The sequence below is a fragment of the Streptomyces sp. NBC_01224 genome (assembly GCF_036002945.1).
Lineage (GTDB): Bacteria > Actinomycetota > Actinomycetes > Streptomycetales > Streptomycetaceae > Streptomyces.
In genome coordinates, this window is record NZ_CP108529.1 from 3,985,739 (window position 1) to 4,002,354 (window position 16,616).

General features: G+C 70.9%; 15 protein-coding genes. 5 read left to right on the forward strand and 10 right to left on the reverse strand.

Annotation, left to right across the window (positions count from 1 at the left end; all coding sequences use genetic code 11):
- Nucleotides 1-30 precede the first annotated feature (30 nt).
- A complete protein-coding gene (locus OG609_RS17410) occupies nt 31-957 on the forward strand; it encodes a cyclase family protein (RefSeq protein ID WP_327273657.1) in 927 nt (308 codons plus the stop codon).
- Nucleotides 958-1,007: 50 nt separating this feature from the next.
- Here OG609_RS17410 and OG609_RS17415 read toward each other — a convergent pair whose 3' ends face one another.
- The 4 genes from OG609_RS17415 to OG609_RS17430 all read right to left on the reverse strand — a co-directional run bounded on the left by OG609_RS17415 (nt 1,008) and on the right by OG609_RS17430 (nt 5,414).
- Nucleotides 1,008-1,544: an ATP-binding protein gene (locus tag OG609_RS17415; RefSeq protein ID WP_327273658.1), complete on the reverse strand. Its 537-nt coding sequence runs from the start codon at nt 1,542-1,544 to the stop codon at nt 1,008-1,010.
- A 517-nt stretch (nt 1,545-2,061) separates the two neighbouring features.
- Nucleotides 2,062-3,051, reverse strand: a complete 990-nt coding sequence (locus tag OG609_RS17420; protein ID WP_327273659.1) for an acyl-CoA dehydrogenase family protein — start codon at nt 3,049-3,051, stop codon at nt 2,062-2,064.
- A gap of 7 nt (nt 3,052-3,058) precedes the next feature.
- A complete protein-coding gene (locus tag OG609_RS17425) occupies nt 3,059-4,213 on the reverse strand; it encodes an acyl-CoA dehydrogenase (RefSeq protein ID WP_327273660.1) in 1,155 nt (384 codons plus the stop codon).
- A gap of 7 nt (nt 4,214-4,220) precedes the next feature.
- Nucleotides 4,221-5,414: an amidohydrolase family protein gene (locus OG609_RS17430; protein WP_327273661.1), complete on the reverse strand. Its 1,194-nt coding sequence runs from the start codon at nt 5,412-5,414 to the stop codon at nt 4,221-4,223.
- 155 nt (nt 5,415-5,569) lie between these two features.
- Here OG609_RS17430 and OG609_RS17435 point away from each other — a divergent pair, with 155 nt between their 5' ends.
- Nucleotides 5,570-7,159: a class I adenylate-forming enzyme family protein gene (locus OG609_RS17435; RefSeq protein ID WP_327273662.1), complete on the forward strand. Its 1,590-nt coding sequence runs from the start codon at nt 5,570-5,572 to the stop codon at nt 7,157-7,159.
- A 26-nt stretch (nt 7,160-7,185) separates the two neighbouring features.
- On the opposite strand, the gene OG609_RS17440 is transcribed toward OG609_RS17435, so the two are convergent.
- Together OG609_RS17440 and OG609_RS17445 are read right to left on the reverse strand one after the other, a co-directional pair.
- Nucleotides 7,186-7,707: an EF-hand domain-containing protein gene (locus tag OG609_RS17440; RefSeq protein ID WP_327273663.1), complete on the reverse strand. Its 522-nt coding sequence runs from the start codon at nt 7,705-7,707 to the stop codon at nt 7,186-7,188.
- Between the two features lie 80 nt (nt 7,708-7,787).
- The gene (locus OG609_RS17445; RefSeq protein WP_327278089.1) at nt 7,788-8,156 is read right to left on the reverse strand and encodes an STAS domain-containing protein; all 369 of its coding nucleotides are present in this window, start codon (nt 8,154-8,156) and stop codon (nt 7,788-7,790) included.
- Nucleotides 8,157-8,490: 334 nt separating this feature from the next.
- Here OG609_RS17445 and OG609_RS17450 point away from each other — a divergent pair, with 334 nt between their 5' ends.
- Nucleotides 8,491-9,081 carry an RNA polymerase sigma factor gene (locus OG609_RS17450; protein ID WP_327273664.1) on the forward strand — a complete coding sequence of 197 codons (591 nt, stop codon included), beginning with the start codon at nt 8,491-8,493 and terminating at the stop codon, nt 9,079-9,081.
- Nucleotides 9,078-10,445: a zf-HC2 domain-containing protein gene (locus tag OG609_RS17455; protein WP_327273665.1), complete on the forward strand. Its 1,368-nt coding sequence runs from the start codon at nt 9,078-9,080 to the stop codon at nt 10,443-10,445. Before OG609_RS17450 ends, OG609_RS17455 begins: the two co-directional genes overlap by 4 nt.
- Before the next feature lie 32 nt (nt 10,446-10,477).
- Here the strand turns inward: OG609_RS17455 and purU are convergent, their stop codons facing one another.
- Nucleotides 10,478-11,356, reverse strand: coding sequence for a formyltetrahydrofolate deformylase (purU, locus tag OG609_RS17460; RefSeq protein WP_327273666.1), 879 nt, complete (start codon nt 11,354-11,356; stop codon nt 10,478-10,480).
- Between the two features lie 28 nt (nt 11,357-11,384).
- Nucleotides 11,385-11,831, reverse strand: coding sequence for an SCO4402 family protein (locus tag OG609_RS17465; RefSeq protein WP_327278090.1), 447 nt, complete (start codon nt 11,829-11,831; stop codon nt 11,385-11,387).
- A gap of 174 nt (nt 11,832-12,005) precedes the next feature.
- On the opposite strand from OG609_RS17465, the gene OG609_RS17470 reads away from it, so the two are divergent.
- Nucleotides 12,006-13,286 (forward strand): ABC transporter substrate-binding protein, encoded by a 1,281-nt coding sequence (locus OG609_RS17470; RefSeq protein ID WP_327273667.1) that lies wholly within the window; start codon nt 12,006-12,008, stop codon nt 13,284-13,286.
- Nucleotides 13,287-13,355: 69 nt separating this feature from the next.
- Here the strand turns inward: OG609_RS17470 and OG609_RS17475 are convergent, their stop codons facing one another.
- Complete coding sequence (locus OG609_RS17475) at nt 13,356-14,774, reverse strand: hypothetical protein (RefSeq protein WP_327273668.1); 1,419 nt, start codon at nt 14,772-14,774, stop codon at nt 13,356-13,358.
- A 181-nt stretch (nt 14,775-14,955) separates the two neighbouring features.
- On the reverse strand, nt 14,956-16,338 hold the full coding sequence (locus OG609_RS17480; RefSeq protein ID WP_327273669.1) for a transcriptional regulator: 1,383 nt from the start codon (nt 16,336-16,338) through the stop codon (nt 14,956-14,958).
- Nucleotides 16,339-16,616 lie beyond the last annotated feature (278 nt).

A 16,616-nucleotide genomic window follows, 5' to 3' on the forward strand; every position in this document is an offset into this window, starting at 1 on the left:
GGTCCACGAGCACAAGCCCCAGGAGGCTCCATGTCACTGCCGGCCGAGTTCCACGACATCGCCAAGCGGGTCAACAACTGGGGCCGTTGGGGCGCCGACGACGAGATCGGCACGCTCAACCTGATCACCGACGCGGTCGTACGCGAGGCGGTCGCCGCCGTCCGCACCGGGCTGCGCATCCCGCTCGCGCTCCCCCTCCAGCAGGACGGCGTCCAGAGCGGCCTGATCCCGGGGCGGATCAATCCGCTGCACACCATGGTCCAGATCAACCAGGAACTCTTCGGCCCCGGCACCGTCGCCACCAGCGACGACACAGCCGTCCTGAGCCTGCAGACGGCCACCCACTGGGACGCGCTCACCCACGCCTCGCACTCGGGAAAGATCTACAACGGCCGCCCGGCCGCCACGATCACCGCGCACGGCGGCGCGCAGTTCAGCGGGATCGACAAGGCACCGCACATCGTCTCGCGCGGGGTGCTGCTCGATGTGGCACGCACACACGGCACGGACAGGCTGCCCGGCGACCATGCCGTCACCCCCGAGGACCTGGACGCGGCCGAGGAACTGGCGGGGGTCAGGGTCAGGGCCGGTGACATCGTGCTCGTACGGACGGGGCAGGTGCAGGTCCATCTGGCGGGCGACAAGCACGCGTACGCCTATCCGTCGCCCGGTCTCTCGATCAGGACGCCCGAGTGGTTCCGTGCGCGCGATGTCGCGGCGGTCGCCAATGACACCCTGACCTTCGAGATCTTCCCGCCCGAGATCGAGGACCTGTGGCTGGGGGTGCATGCACTGGACCTGGTCGAGATGGGCATGCTGCAGGGCCAGAACTGGAATCTGGAAAAGTTGTCCACAGCCTGTGCGGAAGAGAAGCGGTACAGCTTCCTGCTCTCCGCGATGGCGGAACCGTTCGTCGGCGCGACCGGCACCCCGGTCGCTCCGGTCGCCGTCCTCTGAAGGCGCTCAGGCCGGCGCCGTACCGCACCCCGGACCGACCGCTTCAGCCCTTATGCGTGATGCGTAACGACTCGTGACGGCTCGTACGCCTCGCGGTCCGCATCCACCGGGCCCGGTGCACCATGAACACCTTGTGCGCTCTGCACGCCCGGGTGCACCGGCACCACCTGGATCACCGGGGCGCCCCGGTCGACCTCGCACCAGATGCGCTTCCCGGCGCCCTCCGGCTGCCAGCCCCAGCGGTCCGCGAGGCCGTCGACGAGTTCCAGGCCCCGGCCGCCGGTGTCCTCGCCCGCCGCGTGCCGCTGCTGCGGCGGACGGCAGCTGGTGTCGGCCACCTCGACCCGTACGGTCCCGGCCGTCCCCGCCGTTTCCGCCGCGCCGAACAGCATGCGCAGCACGGCCGGACAGCCGGTGTGGACGACCGCGTTGGTGACCAGCTCCGAGATCAGCAGGATGAGCGTCTCGGCCAGCGGCTCGTCGTCTCTTATCCCGGACCCGACCAGTCTCGATCGCGCCCATCTACGGGCCCTCCCGACCTCCGCGGGATCCGGCCCGACCTCCAGCTGAACCTGAAGCACCTGCACCGCTCACACCATCCGAACCGGCGGACACATCGCCTCGCGCCTCCTCAGGGTCACGGAACGTGATTCCCTTACGAGACAGCATGGTTGACGTACAGTCACCGCAACAAGCGCTTCGGGCATATTCCAGCGCGAAGGAGTACGCGTGGTGCATACTGTGCGACGCGCGCTGCGGGGAGTCGAACAGAGGCGCATCGAGGCTGCGGGAGTCGTCTCCCGGGCAGGCCCGGCGCTTCTGCGTGGAATGCGAGCAGGGCACCTCTTCCGGACCGGAGCCGCCGCACGGGCAACATCCGGATCATCCGATTCCAGAACCTCTCGCATCCAACGGAGCGTACCTGAGCCCGGCGCCGACTCCACCCCGTGACGAATCACGCAAAGGACACAAGCCGGCATCGGAACCCGCCGACTCCACTGCGTAACTCCGCAGCGTGAGGCTCTGCGGCCCGCCTGTCACATGCGTGCATCCCGCATCCACCCACCGTCGCGCGCCCGAAGCCTCCACGGAACCCCTGCGCAATCAGCACAGGTCGGCTGCAAGCGCCTCCTCGGCCGCCGCCGCCGTCAGCCACTGCCCGGACCGCAGCCACGCCCGCTTGAGGTGCAGATGGACGTCTGCCTCCCAGGTGAAGCCCATTCCGCCGTGCACCTGAAGGCAGTCGCGCGCATTGCGGACCGCCGCGTCGTCGGCGAGCAGTTTGGCGCCCGCGATCTCGGCCCGGTCCGCGGTCACGGCCGCCGCGTAGACGGCGCTGCGGGCCAGCTCGGCGCGGACCAGCATCCCGGCGCACAGGTGTTTGACCGCCTGGAAGGACCCGATCGGCGAACCGAACTGTTCACGTTCACCGGCGTGTTGGACGGCCATCTCGGTCGTACGGGCGGCGCTTCCGAGCTGTTCGGCGGCGGCGAGCAGGGCGCCCTCGTCGCGCAGCCGCGCCCCGCCGGACAGGAGCTCGCCGGGCCCGACGGGGCCCGTGACCCGCCACAGGGGCGTGAACGGGTCGAGCGACCGTACGGGCCTGGCGGCTTCCCGTACGACATCCCGCAGCGCCCCGCCGGTCACGGCCCGCGCCTCCCCCGGCTCCGGACCTGAACCCGGCCCTGGGGTCCGTGCCTCCCCCGGCCCGAGTACGAGCAGGCCGTCCGCATCCCCCAGGTGCCCCACCGGCTGCCCCGCGTCCAGCACCGCGACCACCGTCTCGCCCTCCGCCGCCCCCTTCACCGCACCGGCGGCGAGATGGGTGGCGATCAGCGGTCCCGGCAACAGCGACCGCCCCGCCTCCTCGAAGAGAAGGACCGATTCGGGCAGCCCGAGCCCGACACCGCCCTCCGTCTCAGGCAGCCGCAGCGCGAAGAACCCGGCCTCGCCGAGCTCCCGCCACAGGGCCCGGTCGATGCCCGTGCCGCCGTCGAGAGCCGCCCGCATCCGGTCCCTGCCGAAGCGCCCGGCGAGGAGTTCCCGTACCCCCGCCCGCAGGGCCCGCTGGTCGTCCGAGAGCTGGAAGTCCACAGTCCGCTCACCGCCCCTTCGGCAGGCCGAGGATCCGCTCGGCGACAATGTTCCGCTGGATCTGCGAGGTGCCCGCGGCGATGGTGTACGAGAGCGAGGAGAGCCGGTCCAAGGCCCACTCCCGGTCCAGATCGGCCGCGTCCGCGCCGAGTACCTCGGCGGCCGCCTCGTACAGCTCCTGGCGGGCGTGCGAGTAGCGCAGCTTGAAGACCGAGCCGCCGGTGCCCGGGACGCCCCCGCTGCTCTGCGCCTCGCTGACGTTCCACTGGGTGAGCCGCCACAGCGCCCGGAATTCGGCGTTCAGCCTGCCCAGCCTGCGGCGCAGGACCGGGTCGTCCCAGCCGCCGTTCGCCTGCGCCTCGGCTGCCAGGGCGGCCAGGGTGCGGCGGCAGGCGACGACCTCGCCGACGAATGCCGTACCGCGTTCGAAGGAGAGGGTGACCATGGTGACCCGCCAGCCGTCGTTCTCCGCACCGATGCGGTGGGAGACCGGCACCCGCACCTCATCGAGGAACATCTCGGCGAATTCGGTGGACCCGGCGAGCGTGCGCAGCGGGCGGACGGTGACGCCGGGAGCGTCCATCCTCATCGCCAGCCAGCTGATCCCGCGGTGCCTGGGCGCCGTCGGGTCCGTGCGCACCAGCAGCTCGCACCAGTCGGCGACCTCCGCGTGCGAGGTCCAGATCTTCTGCCCGCTCACCACATAGTGGTCGCCGTCGCGCACCGCACGGGTCCGCAGCGAGGCGAGGTCCGAGCCGGCATCGGGCTCGCTGAACCCCTGGCACCAGATCTCGTCGCCGCGCAGCACCGGCGGCAGCCAGCGCGCCCGCTGTTCGGCCGTGCCCTCGGCCGCGATCGTGGGCCCGGCGTGCAGCAGCCCGACGAAGTTCGCGCCGACGTACGGGGCGCCGGCCTTCTCGGTCTCCTCCAGGAAGATCAGATGCTGGGTCGGGGTGGCGCCCTGTCCGCCGGCGTCGACGGGCCAGTGCAGGCCCGCGTAGCCCGCGTCGTACAGCATCCGCTGCCAGGCGGTGTCGTATGCGCGGCGCCCGGGCCAGTCGTCGGGGCTGGGCTTCGCGGGCAGTGACGGCAGCACGGCGGCCAGCCACTCGCGCAGCCGCGCCCGGAACTCCTCCTCGGCCTCCGTGTACGCGAGATCCACCGCGCGCCTACTTGTCCAGGTCCAGATCGAGCATCCGGATCGCGTTTCCGCGCATCAGTTTGTAGACGGTCTCCTCGTCCAGTCCCTCGACATGGTCGAGGGCGACCTCCTTGGTGTGCGGGAAGGTCGAGTCGACGTGCGGGTAGTCGGTCTCGAAGGTGGCGTTGTCCCGTCCCACCACATCGAGCGAGGCGATGCCGTGCTTGTCGCGGAAGAAGCAGCAGAACATCTGCCGGTAGTAGTACGTGGACGGCGGCTCGGGAATCAGATCGCGCACCCCGCCCCAGGCGCGGTGCTCCTCCCAGACGTCGTCGGCGCGCTCCAGGGCGTACGGGATCCAGCCCATCTGGCCCTCGCTGTAGGCGAGCTTCAGCCGTGGGAACTTCACCAGCACCCCGCTGAACAGGAAGTCCATCATCGAGGCCATGGCGTTGTTGAAGGAGAGGCTGGCCTGTACGGCGGGCGGGGCATCGGGCGAGGCGGCGGGCATCTGCGAGCTGGACCCGATGTGCATGTTGACGACCGTGCCGGTCTCCTGACAGACCGCGAAGAACGGGTCCCAGTAGCCGGTGTGGATCGACGGCAGCCCGAGGTAGGTGGGGATCTCGGAGAAGGTCACCGCCCGCACCCCGCGCGCCGCGTTCCGCTTGATCTCCGTCACCGCCAGGTCGATGTCCCAGAGCGGGATGATGCAGAGCGGGATGAGCCGGCCGCCGCTGTCGCCGCACCACTCCTCCACCATCCAGTCGTTGTAGGCGCGGACACACGCCACCGCTACTTCTTTGTCGTGCGCCTCGGCGAAGGTCTGGCCGCAGAAGCGCGGGAAGGTGGGGAAGCAGAGGCTCGCCTCGACATGGTTGAGGTCCATGTCCTTGAGACGCTCGGCCGGGTCCCAGCAGCCGCGCCGCATCTCGGCCCGGGTGATCCCCTCCAGCGTCATGTCGTCGCGGTCGAAGCCGACGGCGGCGATGTTCCGCTTGTACGGGAACTTGAGGTCCTCGTAGATCCACCAGTCGGTCGGCGGCCCGTCCGGGTCCATCGTGATGACGTACTTGCCCCCTGTGTACGCCAGCTCGCCGATGCCCGCGGTGAGCGGCTGCGGGCCGCGCTCGCGGTATTTGGCGGGCAGCCAGGTCGAGAAGAGGTGCGGCGGCTCGATCACATGGTCGTCGACGCTGACGATCCGAGGCAGTTCCGTCATGGTGTCCCCTTCGGCGCACAAGGCACGCATCTGATGCCCCGTCAGATTTGCTTCGACCCCAGGCTAGCCCCGCACCCCTGGACCGACAAGGCGCAGCGCTCTACGCTCTCCGCATCATCTGACTACCCGTCAGTTAAGAGGGAGCGGGGAACGCAGTGAACGAGACCGCACACGCCCTGGGCGCATCGGCCACCTTCTGGGAACTCATCGAGCGCCGCGCCGCGCTGACCCCGGACCGCCCCGTCCTCATCCAGGACGACCGCAACCTCACCTTCGGCGAGCTGCGCGACCGCTGCGAGCGGGTCGCGGCCGGCCTGTACGGACTGGGGGTGCGACCCGGCAGCGTCGTCGCCTGGCAGCTGCCGACCCGCCTGGAGACGGCGCTGCTCTCCTTCGCCCTCACCCGGCTCGGGGCCGTGCAGTCGCCCGTCATCCCGTTCTACCGGGACCGCGAGGTGGGGTTCGCGCTGCGCGAGTCGAAGGCCGCCTTCTTCGCCGTGCCCGGCACCTGGCGCGGCTTCGACCACACCGCGATGGCGCATCGGATCGCTGCGGACCTCGAGCGGCCGCCGCAGGTCCTCGAGGCGTACGAGGAGCTGCCGGACGGCGACCCCGCCGTGCTCCCGCCCCCTCCCACGGACGGCACGGCGGTGCGCTGGATCTACTGGACGTCGGGGACCACCTCCGACCCGAAGGGAGTCCTGCACACTGACCGCAGCCTGATCGCGGGCGGCTCGTGCCTGGCCCACGCGCTGCATCTGTCGGCCGACGACATCGGCTCGATGGCGTTCCCGTTCGCCCACATCGCCGGGCCCGACTACACCGTGATGCTGCTGCTGTACGGATTCCCCGCGGTCCTGTTCGAGCAGTTCGCAATGCCCGGGGCGCTGGACGGCTACCGGCGCCACGGGGTGACGGTCGCGGGCGGCTCGACCGCGTTCTACTCCATGTTCCTGACCGAACAGCGCAAGGACCCGACGCGCAAGGTGGTCCCCACGCTGCGGCTGCTGGCGGGCGGCGGGGCGCCGAAACCGCCGGAGATCTACCACGCGGTCGTACGGGAGATGGGCATCCAGCTCACCCACGGCTACGGCATGACCGAGGTCCCCATGATCACGATGGGCGCCCCCGACGACACGGTGGAGCACCTCGCCGAGACGGAGGGGCGGCCGCCCGAGGGCATGGAGATACGGATCACCGACGAGGACGGCAAGCCGCTGCCGTACGGGACGGACGGCGAGGTACGGCTCCGCGGGGAAGCCGTCTGCCAGGGCTATCTGAACGCGGCCCGGGACGCCTTCGACGCGGACGGCTTCCTCGTCACCGGCGACGTCGGCCATCTCCTGGAGAGCGGCCATCTGGTCCTCACCGGGCGGCTCAAGGACATCATCATCCGCAAGGGGGAGAACATCTCCGCCAAGGAGATCGAGGACCTGCTGCACCGGCACCCGGGCGTCGGGGACGTGGCGGTGATCGGGCTGCCGGACCCGGAGCGCGGCGAACGCGTCTGCGCGGTCGTGGAACAGCCGGCGGGCGCCGCCCCCCTGACCCTGCCGGAAATCACCGGCTACCTGCGGGCGGAGGGGCTCTCCGTGCACAAGCTGCCGGAACAGCTGGAGGTGGTGGCGGCGCTACCGCGCAACGAGGCGCTGCGGAAGATACTGAAGTACCGGCTGCGGGAGCGGTTCTCCGCCCCCGGCCCGCCCGAGGTCCGAGGGCATCTCGTGGGCCCGTCCGGCGATTGAGGACGATCGACTGCCGGACCGACCGGCTACGCGTCCGGCGCGATCACCGTGAAATAGGCGGCGAACGCCGCCACCGCCTCGTTCTCGCCGACCTTGCCGTCCTGGTCCGCGTCCAGGCTCCGCGCCGCGAAAGCCGCCGACTCCGCGCTCGCGCCCAGGACCTTCAGCGCTCGCTCCACAGCGGATACGGAGGCCGCGCCCTCGTTGTCCTGGTCCGCCACGGCGAGCGCGGCCTGCAGGAAGGGGCGGGCGATCTCCGCGAAGCGCTCCGGGTTGTCGCGCAGCCGCTTCACGGCCCCGCCCACGAACTCCTCACGGGTGACGCGCTGGTCCCCGTCGACGTCGGCGATGCCCGCCATGCCCTGCCAGAAGGCCTCGGCCCCGGTGTAGAGCGCCTGGCCCTTGTCGCAGCGGGCCGTCGTACCGAACTCGGTGAGCAGACGGGCCGCGGCGGCACTGAAATCCGCGCGATCGATGCATCCGTTGCCGTCCTGGTCGAAGGCGGCGAAGCGGAGGGCGATCTTGCGCTCATACTCTGCGCTGTCCATGCGGGGAGCCTACGGCGCCGACGGGCGTCACGTGTCACTTACGCGCGCCACCGGTGTTACAACCTGGTCATGGACCGGCTTCACGCCGAGAGCGGCCGGGCCTCGTCGTCGACGGCCGCGTACCGGTCGGGGTAGACGTCGAAGAGACGGCGTACGCCGAGGGCGGCGAGCACCCGGTTGACGTGGGAACCCTCCTCCGCACCGCGGGCCGGCAGGATCAGCCGCAGCCGGCCCCCGCAGGAGCGCATCAGACGGCGGGCCGCGATCAGTACGCCGACGCCGCTGGAATCGCAGAACAGGACCTCGGAGAGGTCGAGCACCACATCGTGGCGGCCGACGGCGACCGCGTCATGGACGCACTGGCGCACGACGGGCGACGTCACCAGATCCAGTTCGCCTCGTATGCGCAGCACGGTCCAGTCGCCCTGCACGGTCTCGGCCACTTTCAGTGGCGTCCGGGAGCGTTCCTGGGTGAGCCGGTAGGCGTGGGTGGTTGCAGCCGGTGGGTGGTTTCCACGCGGGCAAGGATTCCTCACGCGACTGGGCCTCTCGTTGCGGGGATTCCGACGTTCCGGAAGTTTCCGTTCCTCCTCGCGGCTGCCCCCGCCGCAGCCCCATGAAACACCGAGCCGCGCGGCGGGACACAATCGGGACAGTCGTCGGTGGATGGCGCATTCCTTATCATCCCGGGCCTCATCAGGGGCGTACTTGCCGTAAAGGGCGTGCATCGTCGGTGTCGCCGACTACATTCGATGTGACGAGGGGAACAGGGCTGGGGGTCGTATGCCGAAGAACGCACCACCCCGCTGGGACCGCAAGATGCAGCAGCGGCTGGCGCGCGGTGAGGCGGCTGCTCTCGGCGAGCTCTACGACCGGTTCGCCTCGCTCGTGCACAGCCAGGCCCACCGGATGCTCGACGACGAGGCCGCCGCCGATCTGGTGACCCGCGAGGTCTTCGGCTACGTGTGGGAGAACCCGGACGCCTACGACCCGAAGCAGGGCTCGATGCGGTCCTGGGTGGCCCGGCTCACGCACCGCCAGTCCGTGCGGCGGCTGCGCGAGGAGGACTGCCTCCCGGGCGGTACGGACGAGGAGACCGGGGACGCGGCCCGCGCCGATCTGGAGGAGCGGGTGCGCCGGGCCACGGCCGCGGCCCGCGCCGACTACATCGTGGCGTCCATGCCCGCCCCGCTACGGGCCGCACTGGAGCTCGCGTACATCCAGCGCCGGGACTACCGGCAGACGGCGGCCGACCTCGGCGTCACCGAGGACGAGGCCCGCCGCCGGCTGCGGCTCGGGCTGCAGCTGCTCTCCACCGCGCACACCCGCCCTCTGCAGGGGGCGTCGCCGCCCGGATACGGACGGCCGCTGTGACCGGTGACGACGACTCGAACGGACACGAGGGGGACGGACGCGACGACGAGTTGCGGGGCGCGCCGCGCATACCGGGACCCCGGGCCGCCGCGGACGACTTCGACCTCGACGCCTTCCCCCTGCCGCCGCCCGTGCCCGCGACCGAGCCCGAGGAGCCGCGGCCGGCCCCGCAACCGAAGACACCGGAACCGGAATCCGCCGTGGCACCACCGGACCCTTCGGACCCGCCCGCCGCACCGGCGCTGGTGCTGCCCCATCGCGTCCTCAAGGCCCTCCTCGGCGCCTGGGCCCTGGCCGCCTGCTCGGCGGAGGAGACCGAGGCCGTCGAGGCGCATTTGACCGTGTGCGCCGCGTGTGCGGACGAGGCCCTGCGACTGCGCGACGCGGTCGGCCTGCTGCAGACCGACCGCAGCCTGGATCTCGATCCGGCGCTGCGTTCCCGGGTGATCGACACCTGTCTGAGCCGCCGTCCGGCCACCATCCCGGTGCCGGACTGGGCCGCCCCGTACGACGCGGAGACCGCACGGCTCGATGCGCTGCTGCGTGACATAGGCAGCTCGGAGTGGCACGCACCCATGCGGCTGAAGTGGTTCGAGGGCGAGCAGGCGGTCCATCGCAAGACGACGGTCGCGGGCGTCATCGGCCACCTCATGACCGTCGACGGGCTGGTCGGCACCGCCCTCGGCATCGATGTACCGCTCGGCGACGGCGCCTCGGGCCGGGGCGTCGACTGGCCGCTCTCGCCCGGCGCACGCACGGAGAAGTACTGGTCGGGGGCCCGGCGGCCACTCACCCGTGCGATCCGCGAGCCATGGCGCGAGCAGAGCCACACCCTCATCCGTACGGTGTCCTTCGCCGGTCGCAAAGTCGCCGAACTCTCCGTCTCGTACGGGGACTTCGCCCTTCCGATGCACGACTCGCTGCTGGACCGGGCCTTCGAATGCTGGGTGCACGGCGGCGACATCGCGGATGCGGTGGACTATCCGTACGAGGCGCCGTCGGCCGCCCATCTCAACCGGATGATCGACCTGGCGGCCCGGCTCCTTCCGGCGGCTCTTGCCGAGCGCCGCAGGTCGGGGCTGGCCGGCCCGGCCCGCCATCTGGTGACGGCCGGTTCACCGGGCCGTTCGCTGCATCTGGAGGTCGAGGGCTCGGGCGGCGGTGACTGGTACATCCCGCTGGACTCCCCGGCCGCGGTCGGCTCGCCCGCGCACGCGGTGGCGCAGGTCGCGCTGGACGGCGTCGAGTTCTGCCGGCTGGTGGCCGGGCATGTGCCGCCGGTGGAGGCTGCGGCCGGTCAGGAGGGCGACCGCGAGGCGATCCGCGACGTGCTGTTCGCGGCCGCATCGCTGAGCCGGCTCTAGGAGGGTGCTGAAGTTCCCGCCCGGCCCGCGTCCTAGGAGAAGATCACCGTGCGGCGGCCGTTGAGCAGAATGCGGCGCTCCGCGTGCCACTTCACCGCCCGCGCCAGCGCCTGGCACTCCACATCGCGGCCGATGGCGACCAGCTGATCCGGCGTGACGCCGTGGCCCACCCGCTCGACCTCCTGCTCGATGATCGGCCCCTCGTCGAGGTCGGCCGTCACATAGTGCGCCGTCGCACCGATCAGCTTCACACCACGGGCGTGCGCCTGGTGGTACGGCTTCGCGCCCTTGAAGCTCGGCAGGAAGGAGTGGTGGATGTTGATGATCCGGCCGCTCAGCTGCTTGCACAGATCGTCCGAGAGAACCTGCATGTAGCGGGCGAGGACGACCAGTTCGACGTTCTCCTCGCGGACCAGATCCAGCAGCTCCGCCTCCGCGGCGGCCTTGTTCTCCTTGGTCACCGGGATGTGCCGGAAGGGAACGTCGTACGAGGCGACGAGCTCGGCGAAGTCCGTGTGGTTGGAGACGACGGCGGCGATCTCGATCGGCAGCGCCCCGATCCGGGAGCGGAACAGCAGGTCGTTGAGGCAGTGCCCGAACTTGCTGACCATCAGCACGACCCGCATCCGCTCCGAGGAGCGGTGGATCTGCCAGTCCATCCGGAAGGAGTCGCCGATCGCGGCGAAGCTGGCCCGCAGCTTCTCCACGGTCACCGGGCTGTGCGCCGAGAAGTGGACACGCATGAAGAACAGACCCGTGTCGTGGTCGCCGAACTGCTGACTGTCCTCGATATTGCAGCCGGTCATGAAGAGATAGCTCGACACGGCGTGCACGATGCCCTGTCTGTCCGGGCAGGAGAGTGTGAGGACGTACTGGTCCGGGGTGGTCTCAGCAGGCTGCGGCGCGGTCATCTCCGTAGCGTGCCACACCGGACCGCTGTCAGGTCGTCCTGGTCATGATGCGGAGCACGTCCAGGGAGCGCGGCGGGGCGTCCGGGTCGTCGCCGTCGTTGGTGGCGAGCAGCACATGGGCCTCGCGGGCGGCCCGTACGGCCTCCGGCCAGCCGTGGTGCTCCAGATACGCCGACACGGGGGCGTCCGCGCCGACCTGGTGCATGATGCGCAACACCCGGAGCACGGCGACGTCGACGAGGGCGGACTCGCCGGAGTCGCGGAAGATCGTCCCGACGTATTTCTCGGCGGACCAGTTGTCCAGCCAGGTGTCCTCGACCAGGCGGTACACGGCATCGGTGACGTCGCCGTACCCTTCCTGGCCGGCCAGCCAGCACTCATGGTGGAAGACGGGGTCGGAGAGCATGTGCAGCGCCGAGCGCACGTTGCTGCGCCAGCGCCACCAAGGCATGTCATTCAGCGGCATGCCGCCCATGGTGGAGGAGCGACGGCCGCGACGGGAAGTGTTCTCCGAACCTTGCTGCACGGTTGTCGATCGTACGTTCCCTTCCCGGCTCCCCGCACTGGCCCCCGTAATTCACCTGGATGTCACCGAGCGTTGTGCAGTGCACACAGCGGCGTTACCCCACGGGCGGAAATGTTCATGCCCATGACCGGACGGCCACGCCTCACTTCCCCCCGCCCCTACAAGCTCCTCACAAGTACGGCGGCGGTCGGGGCGTTGCTGATCACCGGCTGCGGTGCGCTCCCTGGGGCCTCGGGGGACTCCAGGGAGCCCCTCACCGTCGTGACGTGGGCCCCGGGCGGCGCCACGGAACCGGACACGGTGAACATGGCGGGCATGACCGCCATGGCGCGCACGTACGCCCGCTGGGTCGACAACAGCGGCGGGCTCGACGGACACAAGCTGCGCGTCGTCACCTGCGACGAGCAGGACACCTCGATCGGCGCGGCAAACTGCGCCCGGCTGGCCGTCAAGGAGCAGGCGGTGGCGGTCGTCGGCTCGTACAGCCGGCACGGGTCCTCGTTCATGGCGCCGCTGGAGACCGCCGGAATCCCCTACATCGGCGGCTACGGGGCCTCCACCGAAGAGTTCAGCAGCTACGTCTCCTACCCCGTCAACGGCGGCCAGCCGGCGCTCCTCGCGGGCAACGCCCAGCAGCTCGCCCGCGGTTGCGAGCGGGTGTCCGTGGTGCGGCCCGACACCCTGGCCGGCGACGGCCAGGCCTGGCTCCTCAAGACCGGACTCACCGAGGCCCGTCGGCCCGAGCCTGCCGACATCCGGGCGGCGGAGTCGGCCACTTCGTACGACGCGGCCGCCGGGCGGGCGCTCCGGGCGGCGGGGAAGAGCGGCGGCTGCGTGACGAGCGTGCTCGGGGAGGGTACGGAGACGTTCTTCGACTCCTTCCGCCGGCTCGAACCGTCGTACGGGAGCGTACGGATCTCGTCCGTCCTCGGCAGTGTCGGGCAGCCGCTGGTCAACAGCACCGGTGGCCGGAACAGCCCGTTCGAGGGGGCTTACATCACCGGCTGGTACCCGGAATCGGGCGACGCCCGCTGGGACCGGATGCGGGAGGTGATCCGTAAGCACGCCTTCGGCGACAACCGGATCAACCCGGACGACACGGGCGTCCAGACCACGTGGATCGCGTACACCGCGCTGAACGAACTCGTGAAGTCGATCGACGCCCCGAAGATCACCGCCGGGAAACTCGCCTCCGCCCTCAACCACGGCACCCCCGTCGACACCGGCGGCCTCACACCGGTGCTGCGCTGGCGCTTCGAGGACATGCTCGGCTCGTCCGCGTATCCGCGCATCGTGAACACCAGGGTGACGTTTCAGGTGGTGCGTGACGGACAGCTCGTCGCGGACAAGAAGGGGTTCGTGGACGTGACGAAGACCCTGGCGGATGCGAGCGCGATGGGGTGAGGTACCGGGGGCCATGCCCCCGGACCCCCACTCCTCAATCACCGGAAGGGCCTGATACCGAGCCTCGGGTCAGAGCTCGGTCGCCGCCCGCCGGGTCAGCCCGTACTTCGACGCGATCGAGTTCCACAGCCCCGACGCCTCCTTCTTCGCCTTGCTCGCCTCGCCGCTCTTCACGGTGGCCTGCTGGAACTCGGAGGTGGTCCGGGCCTTGCCGTGCTTGCAGACCTTCTTGCCGTCCTTGGCCTGGCCCGCCCACGCTGCGTAGTACTCGTCGGCGGCTGCGGACGCCTGCCAGGCCTTGGTGAGGGAGGCGGTGAGCCGTTCGTGGTCCGGCAGCTTGTCGACGGTCAGCCCCTGGAGCCGGGTCACCAGATCACGGCGCTGCTGGGCGGCGCCCTTCAGATCGGTCATGGCCTGGTCCAGGTCCGTGCAGCTCTTGGTCTTCTCGACGGCCCCGATGACCGCGGCACGGCTGTTGTTGCTGTCCGCCAGGAGCTTGTCGAGCGCCTCGGCCTGCGGCTTCGCCGGGTCGGCCGCGGCCTGCGTGGAGGGCTGGTCGGCGGACGAACTGGCGGCGGCCACCGGCTGCTTGTTGTCCGCGCCCTTGTCGTCGCCACCGCTCATCAACGCGCCCGCGCCGAGGCCGACGACGGCGCAGCCGGCGACGACCACGGCGATGAGCGTGACGTGCGCCCGCTTCTTGGGCCGCCCGGCCCGCCCCTGCGGACCCTCATCCATGGGCTGGTACTGGGGCTGCGGGGCCTGCGGGGGCTGATGGGTGCCCTGGTGCCGCTGCGTGGGGTCGAGTTGGGGCATCTGCTGGGTGGCGCCCGCGGGCCCGTCGTTGCGGAACAGGTTGTCGAACTCGGCGGGAGGCTGCCGGTCGCCGGGGGTCCCGGGCCTGATGCCGTACGGGGCGCCACCGGGGACCGGCGGGATGAACTGGGTCGCTTCGGCGTCGCCGCCGTGCGCAGGCGCCTGGGGCTGCTGGTACGTCTGCGGCTGCGGCGCTCCGTGGCCGAGGAACTGGGTGGCCTCCGCCGGGCTCTCCGGCGGCAGCCCGCCCGGCGCGGGCCCGGCGGGCACCGGCGCGATGTACTGCGTGGCATCCGCGTCCCCGCTCATGCCCATGCCGGGCACAACCTCGGGCGGCAACGGCTGCGCGTACGACTGCTGGGGCTGCTGAGGCTGTACGGGAGGCAGCGGCTGGGCCTGCGGCTGTCCGTACGCCTGCGCCGGCTGCCCCTGACCGTACTGCCCTTGCCCGTACGCCCCATGCCCCTGAACCTGTGGCTGCGACGAGGCGTCCTGGTGCGCCGCCTGCGGCCCCCAGGGCTGCCCCCACGGCTGGCCGCCCGCCGGGGCGCCCTGATCCGCGGGCCCTCCCGGTATCCAGGGCTCGCCGCCACCCGCGGGCAGCACGACACCTTCGTGCGCGGGCCGTACAGCAGGGAGCTGCTGCTCGTCACCCTGTCCGCTCTGCGTCACCGGGACTCCTACGTGTAAACCTACGGAATCGTCGGCTCACGCTATCGGGTGGTTGCCGCCCTTCGCCAAGCGCGTGATGTCACTCACCACCCCTTCACAAGCGCTGTAACACCCAGCGCTCTCAAGACGCAGTTAAGGGGCGCTCGGTCACACTCCGCCGGTCGGGCCCCGGTCACGCCGCTCACGCCGCCTGGAGCTCCAGCCGCGCCCCGAACTCCCGTACCGCCGGCTCGTCCCCGTAGGGCATCAGTCGCTGCTGCAGATTGTCCAGATACTCCGCTCCCCGGCTGGAGCGCACCGACCCCAGCAATTCCATCGCCCGCGTGCCCGTGTGGCAGGCCTGCTCCACCTCGCGCAGCTGGACCTGGGCCGTGGCGAGGAGCACCAGGCCGATGCCGCGGCGGCGGGTCCGGGACTCCGGGTGGCCGTCCAGGGACTCCTTGGCACACCGCGCGGCCGCCTCCGCCTGCCCGAGGTCGCGGTGGCAGTGCGCCAGCTCGTCGGCGAGATAGGCGTGGTCGAAGTGGGCGATCCAGTCGGGGTCGTCCCCGGTGTCCGGTTCGGCATTCCCCATGGCCGTCAGCGCCCGGCCCGTCACCGCCTGGCAGGTGCGGGCGTCGCCGAGCAGGGCGTGTCCGCGCGCCTCCGCCGCGTAGAACATCGCCTCCGCCCTCGGGGTGACACGCCCGCGCGCGCCCTCCTGTGCGGCCCGTGCCAGCTGGGCGATCTCCCGCGGATTGCCGAGCTGCGCGGCGAGGTGGCTCATCGACGCGGCCAGTACGTAACCCCCGTACGCCCGGTCGCCCGCCGCCTGAGCCAGGCGCAGCGCCTGGATGTAGTAGCGCTGGGCGAGCCCCGGCTGGCCCGTGTCGACCGCCATGTACCCGGCGAGTTCGGTGAGCCGCGCGACCGCCGCGAACAGCTGCCGCCCGACCGATTCGCGGTACGCCCCCGAGAGCAGCCCGGAGACCACGCTGTTCAGGTAGTGCACCAGGACCGGCCGCACATGTCCGCTGCCGAACCGGTGGTCGAGGTCGACGAGCGCGGCCGTCATCGCCCGTACCGCCTCCACGTCCGACCTCCCGACGCGGGCCCCGGCGGCGCGGGCCACCTGCGGGTCGGCGCCGGTGATCAGCCAGTCGCGGCTGGGCTCGACCAGCGCCGACGACGCGATCGTCGAACCGGACAGGAAGTCGCGGCGGCCGACATCGCTGCGCCACAGTTCACAGACCTGCTCGATCGCCCCGATCACGGTCGGGGCGAACTGCAGACCGACGCCGGACGCCAGATTCTTGCCGTTGGCCATGCCGATCTCGTCGATCGTGACCGTACGGCCGAGCTTGCGGCCGAGCGCCTCGGCGATGATTCCCGGTGCCCTGCCGCGTGGTTGCTGTCCACGCAGCCAACGGGCCACGGAAGTCTTGTCGTATCGCAGATCGAGCCCGCGCTCCGCGCCGACCATGTTGACGCGACGGGCAAGGCCGGCGTTGGAGCATCCGGCTTCCTGAATGAGCGCCTGGAGCCGTTCGTTCGGCTGGCGGGCGACGAGAGGCCTGGCTGCCATGTTTCCCCCTGAGGCCGCAGTGATCCATGAGCGGATCACTGCCCGGCAAATACACGGACAATGCACACATTCATCGTGTTCATCACGTCCGTCGTGTTCCTTGCCATTCGTGTCGGCATATGACAGAGGCCGACCGTTCCGGAGTTGCCCCTAAACGGCTACCCGCCCGATCGGGCACCGCCTCACGCGCGCCCCCACCCATGCATCCATGCGCCCCGCGTGCCGGATCGATGAGCCGTGACCACGCCCGCCACCCCCGTAACCCCATGTGGTGGCGG